The organism is Rhizomicrobium sp., assembly GCA_037200985.1.
GTDB lineage: Bacteria > Pseudomonadota > Alphaproteobacteria > Micropepsales > Micropepsaceae > Rhizomicrobium.
The window spans coordinates 2,207,000-2,222,256 of record JBBCGJ010000001.1 but is presented as its reverse complement, the minus strand read 5'-3'; the positions used below and the strand labels follow the sequence as shown (position 1 = coordinate 2,222,256).

Below are 15,257 nucleotides of genomic sequence, written 5' to 3'. Positions count from 1 at the left end.
GTCCATGTCGCGACGGCCGAACTTCCTCGTCATCGTCGCCGACGATCTCGGGTTTTCCGATCTGGGCGCGTTCGGCGGCGAGATTTCGACGCCCCATCTCGACGCGCTGGCGCTTGCCGGCCTGCGCTTCACCGACTTCCACACCGCGCCGGCCTGTTCGCCGACGCGCGCCATGCTGCTGACCGGCACCGACCATCACATCGCGGGCCTGGGCACGCTGGACGAGGTCGCAGCCAAATCGCAGCGTGGCCAGCCGGGCTATGAGGGCTATCTCAACAGCCGCGTCGTGACGGTGACGGAGCTGCTGCGCGAGAGCGGCTATCGCACCTTCATGTCGGGCAAATGGCATCTCGGGATGACGCTGGAGACCTCGCCGCATGCGCGCGGCTTCGAGCGATCCTTCGCGCTGCTGCCCGGCGCGGCCAATCACTATGCGTCGTCGCCCAAGGCCGGGACGGGCTTTCGCCGCCAGGACACACTCTACACCGAGGACGACAAATTCGTCGGCCTGCCCGAGGATTTCTATACTTCGGACGGGTTCACCGACAAGCTGATCTCTTATCTGGACGAGCGCCCGAAGGACGGGGCGCCGTTCTTCGCCTATCTTGCTTTTTCCGCGCCGCATTGGCCGCTGCAGGCGCCGGACGATCTGATCGCCAAATATCGCGGCCGCTACGATGCCGGACCGGATGCGCTGCGCGCCGCGCGGCTGAAGCGGCTGATCGAGCTCGGCCTGTGCGCGCCGGACGTCGTTCCCCATCCCGTCGTGGCGCGGTCCAAGCCATGGGACGAGTTGAACGCCGAAGAGCGCGCGGTCTCGGCGCGCACGATGGAAGTCTACGCCGCGATGGTGGAGCGCATCGACTGGAATGTCGGGCGGCTGGTCGAACATCTGAAGGCGCGGGGGGATTTCGACGACACGGTGATCCTGTTCCTGTCGGACAATGGCGCCGAGGGCGCGCTGATCGAGGCCGTGCCGGTGTTCGGGCCCTATCTCATGGAATTCATCGCCCAGCACTACGACAACCGGCTGGAGAATATCGGCCGGCCGAACTCCTATGTCTGGTACGGCCCGCGCTGGGCCCAGGCGGCGACGGCGCCGTCGCGGCTGTACAAGACGCACACCTCCGAAGGCGGCATCCGCGTCGTGGCGTTCCTCGCCGGCAAGCCGTTCGAACGGCAAGGCGCGATCAGCGAGACCTTCGCCACCGCGATGGACGTCGCGCCGACGCTGCTCGACCTGGCGGGCGTGGAGCATCCCGGCCGCCGCTGGCGGGGCCGCGATGTCGTGGAGATGCGCGGGCGCTCGCTGGCGCCTTATCTGCGCGGCGCGGTGGACAGCGTGCACACCGATGCGGTCGCCACGGGCTGGGAATTGTTCGGGCGCTGCGCCATCCGCCGCGGCGACTGGAAGGCGCTTCTGTTGCCGCCGCCCGACGGACCGGGGCGCTGGCAGCTCTACAATCTCTCGCGCGACCCCGGCGAGACGAACGACCTGGCGGAGGCCGAGCCGGAGCGTCTGGCGGGACTGGTCGCCGATTGGGATCGCTATGTCGAAGAAACCGGCGTGCTGATCGTCAACGTGGCGACGTGAGGCGCAATCGCGCTACACTCGCACGGGGCTGTCGATCATAGGGCATTCGTGAGGTTTGTTTTCCGGTTGTTGGTGCTCGCGCTGGCTGCCGCGAGCCAATTTGTGTCCGCGGCTGCGGCCGACGATGAGGTCGGGCGCGGGCCGGCCGCGCGCTGGGTTCAGGATCTGCCCGTCCCGCAGCCGCGGGCCGCGCGCATGCGCCAAGTGGCGAACGGCGTCTACGATCTCTTGTCCGACACCCAGGTCCGGCCGGACGGCGCGCACGAGACCTTCTTCAGCCGCAGCGTCTATCTCGTCACCGACCGCAACGGGCTGGAACAGGCGGCGCGGGTCGACATCGACTACGATCCGGCCTTCGACCATGTCGTGCTGAACCGGCTGCGCGTCCTGCGCGGCGGCAAGGCCTATGACCGCCTGCCCGGCGCGAATGTCCGCTTGATGGAGCGCGAATCCGATTCCGACAGCGGCATTTTCGACGGGGTGAAGACGGTTCATGTCGAGATCGACGACGTCGAGGTCGGCGATATCGTCGACGTCTCCTATAGCTGGGAGTCGCGCCTGCCGTTCTGGCCCGATCAGTTCTTCGCCAGCTTCAAGACCGAATGGTCGGTGCCCCTGGAGATGATGCGCTACCGCGTGCTGTGGCCGGCGGCCCGGCCGCTGACGATCCGAAACCGCAAGACGGCGTTGAAGCCGGTGCTCGCGCATGACGGCACGCTGGTATCCTATGAGTGGCGCAGCGTCGATGGCGAGCCGGTTGCCGGCGAGGACGGCACGCCCGACTGGTATCCGACCTGGGGTTCGATTTCGCTGTCGAGCTTCACCTCCTGGGGCCAGGTGGTGGACTGGGCGATGCCGCGCTACGCGGCGGGCGCTTTGCCGGCTGAGCTCGCGGCGCGGGTCGACGCCATCGCGCGCAAATACCCGAAACCCGGCGACCGCATCACCGAGGCGGTGCGGCTGGTCGAGGACGATCTGCGCTATGTCAGCCTTTCGATCGGCAACAATTCTTTCCGGCCGCGCAGTCCGGCAGAAACGTTCCGGTCCGGCTACGGCGATTGCAAGGACAAGTCCGCGCTTTTGGTCGCGATGCTGCGCCGCCTCGGCGTCGAGGCCTATGTCGCGCTCACCGACACCAAGACCGGTCCCGTGCTGCCGCAGATGGCGCCGGCGGCGAACATCTACGATCACGCCATCGTGGAGGTCAGGCTCGGGGGACGGTCGTATTGGATCGATCCCACGAGCGCGCATGCCGGCGGACGGTTCCCCGATCTGGCGCCGGTCGATTATGGCTGGGCGCTCCCGATCGCGCCGGGCCAGACGAGCCTCGAACACATGCCGAAGCCGCATCTGGCGGCGCCGAACTATCGCACGGTGGAGCGCTATGAGCTGTCGCAGGGATCGCGCCCGGCGCTGAGGCTGGGCGTGGTGACGACCTATACCGGCGCGCAGGCGGATTCGATGCGCAACGATCTCGCCAACAAGTCGCTGGCGAAAACGGACAGCAATTATTTGAATTTCTACGTCGGGATGTATCCGGGGCTGGTGCGCGAGAAGCCGCTGGCGGTCGCCGACGACCGCGACGCGAACCGGCTCGTCACGGTGGAGGCCTATCGCCTGCCGCCGGACGATCTTCGGCGCGGCAAGCTGCTGCGCAGTTTTCCGGTGAAGGCTTCGAGCCTCGACGCCTATGACAAGGTGCCGAGCGGCGCGCGGACCACGCCCTACCAGCTCCCGTCCGCGGTCAACAAGGAACACACCGTCGTTCTCGTGACGCCGGGTCGTCGTCCGCCGGCGCCGCCGGCGGCAGCCATCGACGGCGCGGCGTTCCGCTACGCGCTGAACGTGACGCGCAGCGGCGACACGCTGACGCTCGACTACCGGCTCGCCGGCCGCGACGACGACGTGCTGAAGGCCCCGGCGGTGCCGGGCGCCGCGAACGACGCCGACGCCGCAAGCAACAGCAATCGGTGGAATCTCGACCTGACGTCCATGGCGGGCGGCACGATCGGCGACGAGACCGGGACGTGGTGGCGCGCCTTCGTGCTGACCCTGCTGGTGCTGCTCGTGACGGCGGCGCTCCTGGCTGCGACGGCGTTCGCGGTGCGGCACGGGCTGCGCGCCGACGACGCCCATGCCGATGACGGATTTTTCTTTCCCGTCCACCCGGCGAAGTTTCTGCTCATGGGCCTGGCCACGGCAGGCCTCTATGCCGCGTTCTGGCTATGGAAAAGCTGGCGCTGGCAGCGGCGGCACGGTCAGCCGCTGATCCAGCCGTTCTGGCGCGCGGTGTTCGGCGTGTTCTGGCTCTATGCCTTGTTCCGCGCCGTGGATGCGCGCGGCCGCGTGGCGATGCCGCTGCGGATCGTGGCGATCGCCGCGGCATTCGCCTGTCCGGCCTGGGTTCTGCTCTGCGGGGTCCTGGGCGCCGATCCGCGCTATGCCGCGCTGGCGATCGTCCTGAACGCGCTGTCCTTCGTCTGGATGCTGCCGATCGTCGTCGCGGTGAACCGGCTGAACGCCGCCGAGATCCTGCGCGCCAATTCGCGCGTCACCGATCTGACCGGCGCGGCGGCGGCGGGCGGATTGGTTGCCTGGGTCGTTGTGCTGGTGCCGGCGCTGGCCGCCGGACCGTGGAAGGCGTTGGGACTGTTCTGAGACTTCGGCGCAGAACAACACCCGCCTCGGGAGACTCGCCGAGACGGGTGCCTTTCAGGGTGCTCCGTTGCGGGAGAGCGCCCCAATTTGCGTTCCGTTGGCGCGGAGATCGCTGCGCACGCGCGCGATGGTGTCGAGCAGTGCGTTGTGCGAGTTCTCGATGCTGGCGACGGTGCCGATCGCCGCGCCGAGCGCCGCGCAGTTCGACGCGCAGGCCTTGGCGGACGTATCGGAGATCGCGGTCGCGATCGTCGTGGGACGGCCGAAGCCGAGATCGGGCTGATGCGGAAACATTACCCAGACGAAACCGAGAGTGAGAAGCGCGCGAGGAATGAAGCCAAACATGTTCCGTGTCCGCAACGATGCGAGGTCACAGTGCAGACAACGCATGGCGCGCGCCATTCGTAGCGTCTGCTTAGGGTGGACTGCGTATTTTCCCCTAACGATGTCTTACCGTTCCGCGCGGCGTTTACGGGTTGGAAAGTTATGGCCCGCTGAAACTCAGCCTCGTTCGATTTCCTCGCGCAGCATCTCCAGTTCGAGCCAGCGTTCCTCGCCGGCGGCGAGATCGTGCTGGGTCTGCGCGAGTTCGGCCGAGAGCGCGGCGAACGCCGTGGGATCGCGCGCGTAGACGTCGGGCGTCGAGAGCCTGGTCTGCAATTCGCCGATGCGCTTTTCCAGCGCGGCGAGGCGGCCGGGCAATTTTTCCAGATCGTGCTTGTCGGTGAAATTCATCTTGCGCTTGGGCGGCGCGGCGATGCGCGGACGCTCCCTCGCCTCGGCGGCTTTCGCCGATCTGGCTTCCGCCTTCGCTTCGACGCCGCGGCCGCGTTGGGCGAGCATGTCGCTGTAGCCGCCGGCATATTGCACGAAGCTTCCGTCGCCCTCGGCCATCAGGATCGAGGTCGCGACGCGGTCGAGGAAATCGCGGTCGTGGCTGACCAGGATCGCGGTCCCCGGATAGTCGTCGATCATCTCCTCCAGAAGATCGAGCGTCTCCAGATCGAGATCGTTGGTCGGCTCGTCCAGCACCAGGAGGTTCGAGGGCTGCGCCAGCACCTTGGCGAGCAGCAGCCGCGCGCGCTCGCCGCCCGACAGCACCTTCACCGGCGATCGGGCCTGGGCGGCGGCGAACAGGAAGTCCTTCATGTAAGCGGTGACGTGGCGCATCTGGCCGGCGACCTCGATGTGATCGCCGCGTCCGCCGGTCAGCACGTTGGCCAGCGTGTCGTCGGGCGCGAGCACGACCCGCGTCTGGTCGAGCCGGGCCATCTTCACCGCGATGCCGATCTTGACGTTGCCGCCGTCGGGCGCGAGCTGTCCCGTGAGGAGGTTGACCAGCGTGGTCTTGCCGGCGCCGTTGGGTCCGACGATGCCGACGCGCTCGCCGCGGTGGATGCGCACCGAGACGTCGCGCACGACGGCCTTGTCGCCGAAGCTCTTGGAGATCCTCTTGGCGTCGATGACGCGGGTGCCGCCCTCTTCGCCTTCCGCGACCGTCATCTTGACGCTGCCGGTGACCTGGATCTGCTCGCGCCGGCCGGTGCGCAGGGCGCGCAGCTTGCCCAGGCGGCCCTGGTTGCGCTTGCGCCGGGCGGTGACGCCATAGCGCATCCAGTCTTCTTCCATGGCGATCTTGCGGTCGAGCTTGTGGCGCTCGATCTCTTCCTGGGCCAGCACCTCGTCGCGCCAGGGCTCGAAGGCGGCGAAGCTCTTCTCCAGCCGGCGCGTCACCCCGCGGTCCAGCCACACGGTGGCGCGCGACAGGTTCTCCAGGAACCGCCGGTCGTGGCTGATGAGCACCAGCGCCGATTTGAGCGCGGTCAGCTCGCCCTCCAGCCATTCGATCGCCGGCAGGTCGAGATGGTTGGTCGGCTCGTCGAGCAAAAGGATGTCCGGTTTCGGGGCAAGGGTGCGGGCCAGCGCGGCGCGGCGGGCCTCGCCGCCGGAAAGTTCCTCGGGCCGTTCCGCCCCCGAAAGCCCCAGCTTTCCGAGCAGGTAAAAGGCGCGCGCCGGGTCGTCGCCCGGCATCAGTCCGGCCTCGACATAGGCATGGGTGTCGGAAAAGCCCGCCAGGCTCGGCTCCTGGGCGAGGTAGCGGACGGTCGATCCGGGCTGCACAAAACGCGTGCCGTCATCGGCCTCCATCAGCCCGGCGGCGATCTTGAGCAGGGTGGACTTGCCCGAACCGTTGCGGCCGACGAGGCACAACCGCTCGCCCGGCGCGACCGAAAGCTCGGCCCCGTCCAGAATGGCGGAGTTGCCGAATGTCACGTGAATGTCTTGCAGGCTGAGAATGGGCGCGGCCATCGGCGCCTTATGTCAACATTTTAGCGGTTCTGCACGGCATTTCAGGGCTTGAAAAACGCCGTCATTGCGATCAGTTTCCCGTCCTTCCCCATGAAAGGATCATAAGGTTGAGCGGCATGCGTGGTTTCAAGGAAAAGGGCTTCAGCGACCGGCTTCAGGAACAGGCGAAGGCGAAGGCGGCCCTCTTGGAACGGGCGCGCGCCAAGGCGCCGCAGAACGACCCCGAATTCGAGAAGCGCCAGGCCGAGCGGCTGCGCATCGCGCAGGAGCGCGAGGCCCGCATCGCCGCCCGCGCCGCCGAGAAGGCCGAGGAGCTGCGCCGCGAAGCCGAGCGCAAGGCGGCGGAGGAAGCCACCAAGCTCGAAGCGGTGCGACTGGAAGCCGAGGCGCGCGAGCGCGCCAAGCGCGAGGAAGCCGACAAGCTGGTGCGCCTGCTCGAAGAGCAGAAGGCCGCCCGCGACGCCCGCTACGCGGCGCGCAAGACCCGGCAAAAGGGCAAGCGCTAGTAGATCGCCGATTTCAAAAACGGCGTCATGCCCCGCGAATGCGAGGCACCCAGTCGACGTTTGCCGCGGCGGCGCAGGATTTCCCAGGGTTCGCCGCAGTCGCGGCGGACGACACCTATTGGCTGCGGCCGCGCTCAATCTTCCGCCAACACGATAATCCGGTCCGCCGGTTCGTAGCTGAGCATCTCGGACCGCAGCGGGTTCACCAGCACGCCGCCCATGTTGCGGCCGTCGTCGCTCGCGCCGCTGCGCGAGCGGCGGTAGCCGATGGCGACCTCGCCGCGCCGGCGGGCCGCCTCGGCGATGGTGTGGAAGTTCACGGGTCGGTCGAGCGACACATAGTCGGCGGCGGCGCGCATGTAGATTTCCGAGCCTTCCTCGTCCAGGAGGTCGTCGAAGATCGCCGCCAGGTGCTCGTTCTCCGAAGCCTGGGCCAGCATCAGGCTGACCAGCTTGTTGCTGACCACGAAGTCGTCGGCGCGGGTGACTTCCGCAAGCTCGCGGTTGCGCACATCCGCCATCTCGCTGACCACGGTGGAATGCTTGTTCGCCTTCTCCGCGATCTTGCGCAGATGCAGCAACGTGACCAGGGTGCGCGTGTCGGCGGCCTGCGACGGCATATTGTCGGTGTAGCCCAGCACCATCACGTGGTCGTAAGCCGGTATGTCCAGCGCATCGAGCACGGCCCGGTGATCGGTGGCGGCGACGTGGTGTTCGACCGTCAGGTTGTCGCCCGCGAGCTTCAGCGCCGCGATCTCCGCCTCGAAATCCGGCGTGTCGGCGACCACGGTCAGCACCGAGCCGGGCGCGACATAGCGCGACAGCTCGAACGCGATGGCCGGCCCGCGCCGATTCCAGCCGAGGATCAGCGAGCGCTCTGCTTTCTTTTGCACCGGCGCGTAGATCGCGAACGCCGCTTCGTCGATCGCGGGCGGCGCGGCGGCGAGCGCGATCGCCGAATCGTCCTCCGCGATGACGATCGCACGCATGTCGGCTTCGAGCACCGTGTCCATCGGCGGATTGAGCTGGACGGTGCCGTCGGCACGGCAGATGCCGATCAGCGTGCAGCTGTCATAGGCCATCACCGCCTGTGCGAAGGTCTTTCCGGTCAGCGCCGGCTGCGGCGCGGTGTAGATCTCGCAGCCGTCGAAATCGAGCAGCTCGGAATACACCGCCGAAAGCCCGGATTGACGGCTGGAATGCACCACGATCTTGGAGATCAGGTCGTCGGCCAGCACGAGCTGCACCTCGTCGCCGCCGACCACGCGGGCCAGCTCGATGGTTTTCTCGTCGCGCACCTCGGCGGCGATGCGGTAGCGCGCCTCGCGCCGGCGCGGATCGTTGACCAGCGCCAGCACCGTCTTGACGACCTGGCTGTCGGCATCCTCGCCCTCGGGCGACAGCACGATGATCGAGCGCGAGCCTTCCGGGCTGACGATGCCGAGATCGTAGAGGTCCGTCGGATCGCCGCTGCGGCAGATCACGCGGGTGTTCTTGAGGTCCGGGACCTTGTCGGCGATGGCGTCCTCCATCTCGACCTTGTCCTTGTCGGCCATGATGACGATGCGGCCGCGCCGGCGGCTCTGGTTGGCGACGACCAGTTCGGAAATGATGTCGAAGATCGACGCCGACCAGTTGAGGATGACGGTATGGTCGTCCTCCAGTACCTTCGAACGGCCCTTGCGCAGCTCGTCCAGCTTGCCGTCGACGCCCGAGCTGATCACGCCGATCAGGGTCGAGACCACGAAAATGCCGGTCAGCGTCACGCCCAACATGACGATACGGAAGCCCCAGCCGGTGTCGCCGCCCATCGTGCCGGAATCCAGGGTGCGCATCAGCGATTCCCAGAACGCCTCGACGAAATTGAGCGGCTGGCCGCCTTCCTGCGAGAAGTGCGTGATCGTCAGCACCAGGCCGGCGAAGGCGATCATCACGAAGGAGACGACCGCCAGCCAGCCGATCACCGCGATCGGTCCGGCGGCCATCGACTTGTCGAATTCGTAGCGTAGCCTTTCGGCCACGGTCGCACGTGTGCTCATATATCCCCCAGGGCCTGCCGTCGCTCCAGCGACTGTTGCAGGTCCGTTGCTGCGTGTTCATATAGGGCAGGGAAGCGGTTGGAAAGTACGATGTCTGCATACAAGGGAACGAATGCCAGGTTCCGCGAGGAACATCTGGGGGCGTGGCGCCGCGACGGCGCGGTGGTGATCGCCGATTTCTTCACGCCGGAGGAAGTGGCCGCGGTGCAGGCCGATTTCGAAGCAGTGTTCGGCCGTCCGGAGCACGAGGGCGAGGAGCTGAACAAGAAGGGCGAGGGCCAGATCGGCCGTTTCCACCCGGCGCAGTTCAAGGACATCCAGCCCGTGCCGATCGACTGCTCGCCGGCGCTGAACCTGATCGGCGTGCATCCGGCGCTGATCGCCTTCGCCAAAGAGGCGCTGAAGACCGACGAGGTGCGCTGCTATCAGTGCCAGTCCTGGGCGAAGTTCACCGGCGATGCCGATTACGACCAGCCTTTCCACACCGATTTCTCCAACCACACGCTGACCGTGCCGTCGGAAGATGCGGCGAAGAATTCGGTCACCATTCTCTGCTATTTCAGCGACGTGCCCGACGATCACGGGCCGATGCACTACATCACGCGCCCCGACGCGGAGAAGGTGGCGGGGCCGGAGGCCTCGCTCGACTACGACCCGGAGCACCAGGCGGCGCTGCAGGAGGGTCTGTCGCGTTACGCGCGGTCGAGCGCGTCGACGGCGGGCACCGCCATTCCCTACACGATCGACATCTATCACCGCGGCACCAACCTGACTGCGCCGCAGGGCCACCGCTATGCGCTGATGACCTGCTTCAAGAAGGCGGGCGACGATTCGATCGATTTCACCGCCTGGCCGTTCCATCACATCAAGCCCTGGCACAAGATCTTCGACCACGCGTCGGTCGACCAGCTCGCCTGTTTCGGCGTCAAGCGTCCCGGCGATCCGTTCTGGACCGAAACGACGCTGGCGCGGGCGCAGACGCGCTATCCCAATTGGGATCTGACGCCGTGGCGCGAGGCGCTGGCCGCCAAGGTTGCCTGAGCCGGTCCTTCCCGACGTCCTGGAGCCCGGGCTGACGGTGGTGTTCTGCGGCACCGCCGCAGGCCGGATGTCGGCCGCGCGCAGACAGTACTATGCCCATCCGCAGAACAGGTTCTGGCGCATACTGCACGCGACGGGGCTGACGCCGCGGCTTCTTAGCCCCCACGAATACGCGCTGCTGCCGCGTTTCGGCATCGGCGCCACCGATATCGCCAAGCATGTCTCCGGCATGGACCACCAGTTGCCGAAAGGCAGCCTGGGCGCGGTCGCGCTCGACGATCTGCGCACGCGCATCATCGCGGTGAAGCCGAAACTGCTCGCCTTCACCAGCCTGGCCGGCGGCCGCCGTTTCCTCAGGTCCAAGGCCAAACACGGCAAGCAGCCCGAAACGCTGGGCGACACCGCGATCTGGATCCTGCCCTCGCCGTCGCCGGCGGCGCAGAATGCGTGGAACGAAAGCGTGTGGCATGCGCTTGCCAGGGATGTCCTTGCACATCGGAACGGCGGGATGGGCGCTGCCTGAGGCCGAGCGCGCGCGCTTCGGCGACGGCCCGTCCATATTGGCGCGCTACGCCACGCGGCTGAACGCGGTGGAGATCAATTCCTCCTTCTATCGGCCGCATCGGCCGTCGACCTATGCGCGCTGGGCGACATCGGTGCCCGGCGATTTCCGCTTCGCGGTGAAGGTGCCACGGGCGATCACGCATGAGCGCCGGCTCGCCGATTGCGCCGCGCCGCTGGGCGCGTTCCTGGACCAGTGCGGCGCGCTGGGGCCCAGGCTCGGGCCGCTGCTGGTGCAATTGCCGCCGAGCCTCGCCTTCGATCCGCATACGGATTTCTTCGCGGTCCTGCGGGAACGCTTCGCCGGCCGGGCGGTGTGCGAGCCCCGCCATCCGAGCTGGTTCACGCCGGCGGCCGATGCGCTGCTGAAAGGCTGGCACGTCGCCCGCGCCGCGGCCGATCCGGCGCGCGTCCCGCAAGCCGCCGAGCCCGGCGGCGATACGAGCTTCGCCTATTACCGCTGGCACGGATCGCCGCGCGTCTATTATTCGGATTACGCGCCGGCGCGGCTCGAGGCACTGGCGGCGCGGCTGCCGGCGAAGGCCTGGTGCATCTTCGACAACACCGCGCTCGGTCACGCCACCGCGAACGCGCTGGCGCTGCGCGAGCTTACGGCTCGATAGGCAGGCCGGCGCAGCGCTCGCGGGCCCGCACCGGATTGCACGCCGCGATGACGCCGTCGGGCATGCGCGTCTGGTACGTGCCGAAACGCGTATCGGGACGCATATAGTCGGTCGAGACATATTGCGCGCCCGACGTCAGGGCCTTGTCGCGGCGGCTGGTGTCGTTGGCGCGGGCCTCTTCGGTGTCGGCGTCGGCGCGGGTGCGCACCAGGAAGCCCTTCTGGACGTCGGCCGCGATGCGGGGCTGATCGGCCGTCTCGTTCAGCGTGAGATAGGCGGCGGCCGGCGAATCCTCCTTCGCGTTGACGAACATCACGCGGCCTTCGAGCGATTTGCGCCCGCCGATATAGGCCGCGACCTTGTCGCCCTCCTCGTCGAGCGCGAAGATGAATTTGCCGCGCGACTCGCCCAGCGTCGGCCAGCCATTGGCCAGCACCGCGTCGCGCAAGGTCGGCGCCGAGCCCTGCACCTGATCGGGCGTCACGAGCTGGTCGCGTGAGAAGACCGACAGGATTTCCGCGTCCAGCGCATCGAAGGCGGCGGTGTCGAATTTGAGCGGCGTGACCGAGCCCGGCATCGCGATCTCGTCGTCCTTGGCGTTCAGCGTGACGAGGATCGGAACGTGATCGGGGTGCGCCGCCGACCACGTCTTGAGGTCGGTCAGGCAGGCGACGAAAGTCGGGCAGACGGTGTGGAAATCGATGTCCTGGACGTGCAGCACCTTGAACCCGGGCTTGCTCATCGTGGCCTTGAAGTCGGGCGGAAGGTCTTCGCCCGTCATCGCCGCGCCGGCCGGATTGTCGTAAAGCCCGCCTTGCGGATCGTAGACCACGTCGATCTCGAGGGCGCGGGCGCCGTCGTCGAGCTGCTGGCCCAGGGGCAGGTGCGAATAGTCGAGCTCGCGCGCCGCCTTCTTCGAGCCGAAGCGGATCAGGCCCATGAGCCGGTCGGGAATCGCCGCCTTGTAGCTGTTGTGCGTGCCGACGGTCAGGATGTCGTTGAGGCGCAGGTTCTTGTCCATCCAGGCGCGCGCGCAGTCCGGCCCGGCCGCCTTGGCATCCGGCGCCGCGAGGTCGCAGGCCGCCAGCGCCGGCGCCGCCGAGAGCAGAAGCGCCGCCGCCGCACCGATCAGTATCCGCATCAATGGCTCCCGGAGGATGCGGCGCGAGTCGCGCCGGCCCCGATCTTATACGGCGCCGCGTCGCCCGCCAGTCGCGCCTCCATCCAGGAAAACACCCTGCCCAGAACGCGGTCGTTGTGCTTCCAGTGCAGCAGCAGGTGCGGGCCGCCCTTGAAATACGCCCAGTCCTTCTCGCCCGCAAGATTGCGGTGCAGGCGCGCGATGCAGGCCTCGCGCACCACGTCCTCGCCCGAGCCGATCATGGTCAGCGCCGGAATGCGGACGTGCTCGGCCTCGTCGACGGCGCTGCGCGCGAGCTTGAACAGGCCGAACAGGATGGCGGGGCGGATGCGGCGCAGCACCATCGGATCGCCGAGAAGACGGATCGCCGCACCCGGCGTGAACTCCCAGCCGCTGATGCGCTCGATGACGATGCCGGACCGCGGCGCGAAGAAGCGGAAGATCCGCATCAGCGTCGAGCCGAACAGGCGCCGCCAGGCGCCCGAGATCGCGCCGGGCGCCGCCAGCACGATGCCCGCCAGGTCCAGATCGGGCGCGCGCGCGGCGGCATGAACGGCCAGCGCCGCCCCCATGCTCTCGCCGACGATGAAGACGGGCAGGGCCGCGCCATAGCGCGCGCGCAGATAGAGAATGGACTCGAGCGCGTCGCGGATCATGCGGTTCTTGCCGCGCCAGGTGCCGCGCGTCGCGGTCGCGCCGAAGCCGCGCTGGTCGATGGCGAGCGCGGTCAGGCCGCGCGCGGCGAAGCGCGGGCCGATCTCGTCGAAGGCGCCGGAATAGTCGCTGGCGCCGTGCAGGAGAAGGACGAGGCCGCGGGCGGGCGCGGCCGCCTGCCACAGCCGGTAGGGCACGGCATCGCCGTCCGAAGCGGCGAAGGTCCCGATCCGCACGCGGTCCGCCGGATCGAGCGCGTAGAACGACCAGCGCGCATCGGCGGCGCTGGGACGTTCCTCCGGCGCCGACAGTTCGAAGCCGAAGCGAAAGACTTCCCCCATGGGCGGCTAACCGCCCGTAACGCGGCGTCCCACCGTAAGCCCCGCGATCAGCAGGACCAGGAAGATCAGCATGAAGACGAAGAACAGGGTCTTGGCGATCGCAAAGGACGCGCCCGCGATGCCGCCGAAGCCAAGGATGCCGGCCACCAGGCCGATCACCAGAAAGAGAACCGCCCACCGCAGCATCGATGTACTCCCGGAAAGGATCGCGATGATGAAACGGCGCGGGAACCCGAAGGTTCCGCATTGCTAGCGCCCGGGCAACCGCCGAGGGGACCTTACGATTCCTTCGCCGGGACCGGCGCTTCGAGGGCCCAGCCGACGATCTGGCTCATCGTGTCGCCCAGGGCCTTGTTCATGGCGGCCACAACGGCCGGAACCGTGTTGGCGGCCGCCGGCACTTCCGCCCGCGCCTCCAGGGATCGCGCGATCGCGCGGCTGCGCGCCGCGACGAGCCTGGTCTGGATGCGCACTACCACGTTCGGCGCCGTGTCGGCCGCCTCGTAGATCGCCTCGAAGTCGCGGATGTCGGTCTGCAGCAGGTAGTCCGATTTCAGCCCGTCCGTGTCGCGGCCGACGGCGACGATGCGGTTGCTCGACTGGAAGGCATCGAGCAGCGCGCTCTGCACCAGGAGGGAGAGGCGATCCGCCCAGGTGGAGTTGGCGTAGTAGTCCATCGTGCCGTCGGGCTGCTCCAGCGCGATGCGGGTGGTGTCCAGGCTGTCCGGCGCGTCCGGCAGGACGATCGACATCTGCCAGGCGACGCGCGGCCCCCCGTCGGCAGGCGGCACGGGCGGCCGCAGGAGATAGATCGGCGGCGCCTCGGGCGGGCCGATCACGCTGCTGCAGGCCGACAGCGCCAACGAGGCGACGCCGGTTGCGAGCAGCGCGCGGCGGTCGAGAAGGAGCTTGGTCATTTCGGTGTGTATCCCTTGCGCCTGTCGCCGAAGATCACGCGCGTCGGCTCGCGGTTGAGTTCGTCGCTGAGCTTGGTGAGGCTGCCCACCAGGCGCCGCGAATCGGCGATCAGCGCGGACAGCTGCGCCACCCCGTCGCCGGTCACGACCGCGTCGGCGTCGGCCGACAGCTTGTCGAGCTTCTGCAGCGTGGCATTCGCCTGCAGCAGGGTGGGGTGCAGGTCGCGGCTGGCGATGGCGAAGTTGTGCGTCGCCTCGTTGGTGTTGCGCAGAGTCGCCTCGATGTCGCCCTTGTGTGCGGCCAGCGTCGTGGTGAGCGTGTCGAGGTTCGCGAGGACGTCGGCGATCGCCTTCTGGTTCTTCTCGCTCAGGATGTTGTTCAGCTTGTCGGCGATCCGGTTGACCTTGTCGACCACCTGCGGCGCGCTCTCCTGCAGCGTCGCCCAGACCGAGGGCTGGGACACGATCTGCGGATAGGGCTTGCGCGTGGTCTGGGGCAGCTTGTCGGCCTCGGCGCGCTTCTTGCCGCCGATGATCTCGACATAGGAGCCGCCGGTCAGCCCCTGGCTGGCGATCGAGGCCTTGGCGTCGTTGTAGATGGCGAGATCGGGGCGGATCTGCAGGGTCGCGATGACGCTGGAGGGATCGTTGGGCGCGAAGTCGAGGCTGTCGACGCGGCCGACCTCGATGCCGTTGTAGCGGACCACGGTGCCCTTGCCGAGGCCGGTGACCGAGCCGGTGAACTTGGTGGTGTAGTAGACGTATTCCTGGCTGTACTGCACGCCCGCGAGCCACAGCACGGTGACGACCAGCGCCAGCATGCAGGCCAGCACGAAGGCGCCGACGGCGACGTAGTTGGCCTTGGTTTCCAT

Annotated in this window: 14 protein-coding genes; 6 read left to right on the top strand and 8 right to left on the bottom strand. The window is 67.8% G+C overall.

Annotated elements, in window-relative coordinates:
• The first annotated feature begins 4 nt into the window (after positions 1–4).
• Together WDN01_10805 and WDN01_10800 are read left to right on the top strand one after the other, a co-directional pair.
• Positions 5–1,594, top strand: a complete 1,590-nt coding sequence (locus WDN01_10805; protein ID MEJ0026507.1) for an arylsulfatase — start codon at positions 5–7, stop codon at positions 1,592–1,594.
• A gap of 102 nt (positions 1,595–1,696) precedes the next feature.
• Complete coding sequence (locus tag WDN01_10800; protein MEJ0026506.1) at positions 1,697–4,252, top strand: DUF3857 domain-containing transglutaminase family protein; 2,556 nt, start codon at positions 1,697–1,699, stop codon at positions 4,250–4,252.
• 54 nt (positions 4,253–4,306) lie between these two features.
• Here WDN01_10800 and WDN01_10795 read toward each other — a convergent pair whose 3' ends face one another.
• Both WDN01_10795 and WDN01_10790 read right to left on the bottom strand, forming a co-directional pair.
• Positions 4,307–4,654: a hypothetical protein gene (locus WDN01_10795; protein ID MEJ0026505.1), complete on the bottom strand. Its 348-nt coding sequence runs from the start codon at positions 4,652–4,654 to the stop codon at positions 4,307–4,309.
• 99 nt (positions 4,655–4,753) lie between these two features.
• Positions 4,754–6,562 (bottom strand): ATP-binding cassette domain-containing protein, encoded by a 1,809-nt coding sequence (locus WDN01_10790; protein MEJ0026504.1) that lies wholly within the window; start codon positions 6,560–6,562, stop codon positions 4,754–4,756.
• Between the two features lie 116 nt (positions 6,563–6,678).
• On the opposite strand from WDN01_10790, the gene WDN01_10785 reads away from it, so the two are divergent.
• On the top strand, positions 6,679–7,068 hold the full coding sequence (locus tag WDN01_10785) for a DUF6481 family protein (GenBank protein MEJ0026503.1): 390 nt from the start codon (positions 6,679–6,681) through the stop codon (positions 7,066–7,068).
• A gap of 134 nt (positions 7,069–7,202) precedes the next feature.
• Here WDN01_10785 and WDN01_10780 read toward each other — a convergent pair whose 3' ends face one another.
• Positions 7,203–9,107: a hypothetical protein gene (locus WDN01_10780; GenBank protein MEJ0026502.1), complete on the bottom strand. Its 1,905-nt coding sequence runs from the start codon at positions 9,105–9,107 to the stop codon at positions 7,203–7,205.
• A gap of 90 nt (positions 9,108–9,197) precedes the next feature.
• Between WDN01_10780 and WDN01_10775 the strand changes: the two genes are divergently transcribed.
• Genes WDN01_10775 through WDN01_10765 form a run of 3 tightly spaced genes read left to right on the top strand, consistent with a single transcriptional unit; the run spans position 9,198 to position 11,332 of the window.
• Positions 9,198–10,148 carry a phytanoyl-CoA dioxygenase family protein gene (locus WDN01_10775; protein MEJ0026501.1) on the top strand — a complete coding sequence of 317 codons (951 nt, stop codon included), beginning with the start codon at positions 9,198–9,200 and terminating at the stop codon, positions 10,146–10,148.
• Positions 10,141–10,671: a mismatch-specific DNA-glycosylase gene (locus WDN01_10770; protein MEJ0026500.1), complete on the top strand. Its 531-nt coding sequence runs from the start codon at positions 10,141–10,143 to the stop codon at positions 10,669–10,671. The genes WDN01_10775 and WDN01_10770 overlap by 8 nt, the downstream gene beginning before the upstream one ends.
• Positions 10,637–11,332, top strand: coding sequence for a DUF72 domain-containing protein (locus tag WDN01_10765; GenBank protein ID MEJ0026499.1), 696 nt, complete (start codon positions 10,637–10,639; stop codon positions 11,330–11,332). The genes WDN01_10770 and WDN01_10765 overlap by 35 nt, the downstream gene beginning before the upstream one ends.
• Here the strand turns inward: WDN01_10765 and WDN01_10760 are convergent.
• From WDN01_10760 to WDN01_10740, 5 genes are all read right to left on the bottom strand, one after another.
• Entirely contained in the window at positions 11,319–12,473 is a 1,155-nt protein-coding gene (locus WDN01_10760) for a phosphatidylinositol-specific phospholipase C1-like protein (GenBank protein ID MEJ0026498.1), read from the bottom strand. The two genes, WDN01_10765 and WDN01_10760, sit on opposite strands and share 14 nt — an antisense overlap.
• The gene (locus tag WDN01_10755) at positions 12,473–13,468 is read right to left on the bottom strand and encodes an alpha/beta fold hydrolase (protein MEJ0026497.1); all 996 of its coding nucleotides are present in this window, start codon (positions 13,466–13,468) and stop codon (positions 12,473–12,475) included. The genes WDN01_10760 and WDN01_10755 overlap by 1 nt, the downstream gene beginning before the upstream one ends.
• Positions 13,469–13,474: 6 nt before the next feature.
• On the bottom strand, positions 13,475–13,654 hold the full coding sequence (locus tag WDN01_10750) for a DUF1328 domain-containing protein (protein ID MEJ0026496.1): 180 nt from the start codon (positions 13,652–13,654) through the stop codon (positions 13,475–13,477).
• A 92-nt stretch (positions 13,655–13,746) separates the two neighbouring features.
• Positions 13,747–14,385, bottom strand: a complete 639-nt coding sequence (locus WDN01_10745) for an ABC-type transport auxiliary lipoprotein family protein (GenBank protein ID MEJ0026495.1) — start codon at positions 14,383–14,385, stop codon at positions 13,747–13,749.
• Complete coding sequence (locus tag WDN01_10740) at positions 14,382–15,257, bottom strand: MlaD family protein (GenBank protein MEJ0026494.1); 876 nt, start codon at positions 15,255–15,257, stop codon at positions 14,382–14,384. The genes WDN01_10745 and WDN01_10740 overlap by 4 nt, the downstream gene beginning before the upstream one ends.

What these genes read in the sequence shown, in the direction of transcription:
- WDN01_10805 (MEJ0026507.1), top strand. Translation starts at nt 5, where the DNA reads ATGTCGCGACGGCCGAACTTCCTCGTCATCGTCGCCGACGATCTCGGG.
- WDN01_10795 (MEJ0026505.1), bottom strand. Translation starts at nt 4,654, where the DNA reads ATGGCGCGCGCCATGCGTTGTCTGCACTGTGACCTCGCATCGTTGCGG.
- WDN01_10790 (MEJ0026504.1), bottom strand. Translation starts at nt 6,562, where the DNA reads ATGGCCGCGCCCATTCTCAGCCTGCAAGACATTCACGTGACATTCGGC.
- WDN01_10785 (MEJ0026503.1), top strand. Translation starts at nt 6,679, where the DNA reads ATGCGTGGTTTCAAGGAAAAGGGCTTCAGCGACCGGCTTCAGGAACAG.
- WDN01_10780 (MEJ0026502.1), bottom strand. Translation starts at nt 9,107, where the DNA reads ATGAGCACACGTGCGACCGTGGCCGAAAGGCTACGCTACGAATTCGAC.
- WDN01_10775 (MEJ0026501.1), top strand. Translation starts at nt 9,198, where the DNA reads ATGTCTGCATACAAGGGAACGAATGCCAGGTTCCGCGAGGAACATCTG.
- WDN01_10760 (MEJ0026498.1), bottom strand. Translation starts at nt 12,473, where the DNA reads ATGCGGATACTGATCGGTGCGGCGGCGGCGCTTCTGCTCTCGGCGGCG.
- WDN01_10755 (MEJ0026497.1), bottom strand. Translation starts at nt 13,468, where the DNA reads ATGGGGGAAGTCTTTCGCTTCGGCTTCGAACTGTCGGCGCCGGAGGAA.
- WDN01_10750 (MEJ0026496.1), bottom strand. Translation starts at nt 13,654, where the DNA reads ATGCTGCGGTGGGCGGTTCTCTTTCTGGTGATCGGCCTGGTGGCCGGC.
- WDN01_10745 (MEJ0026495.1), bottom strand. Translation starts at nt 14,385, where the DNA reads ATGACCAAGCTCCTTCTCGACCGCCGCGCGCTGCTCGCAACCGGCGTC.
- WDN01_10740 (MEJ0026494.1), bottom strand. Translation starts at nt 15,257, where the DNA reads ATGGAAACCAAGGCCAACTACGTCGCCGTCGGCGCCTTCGTGCTGGCC.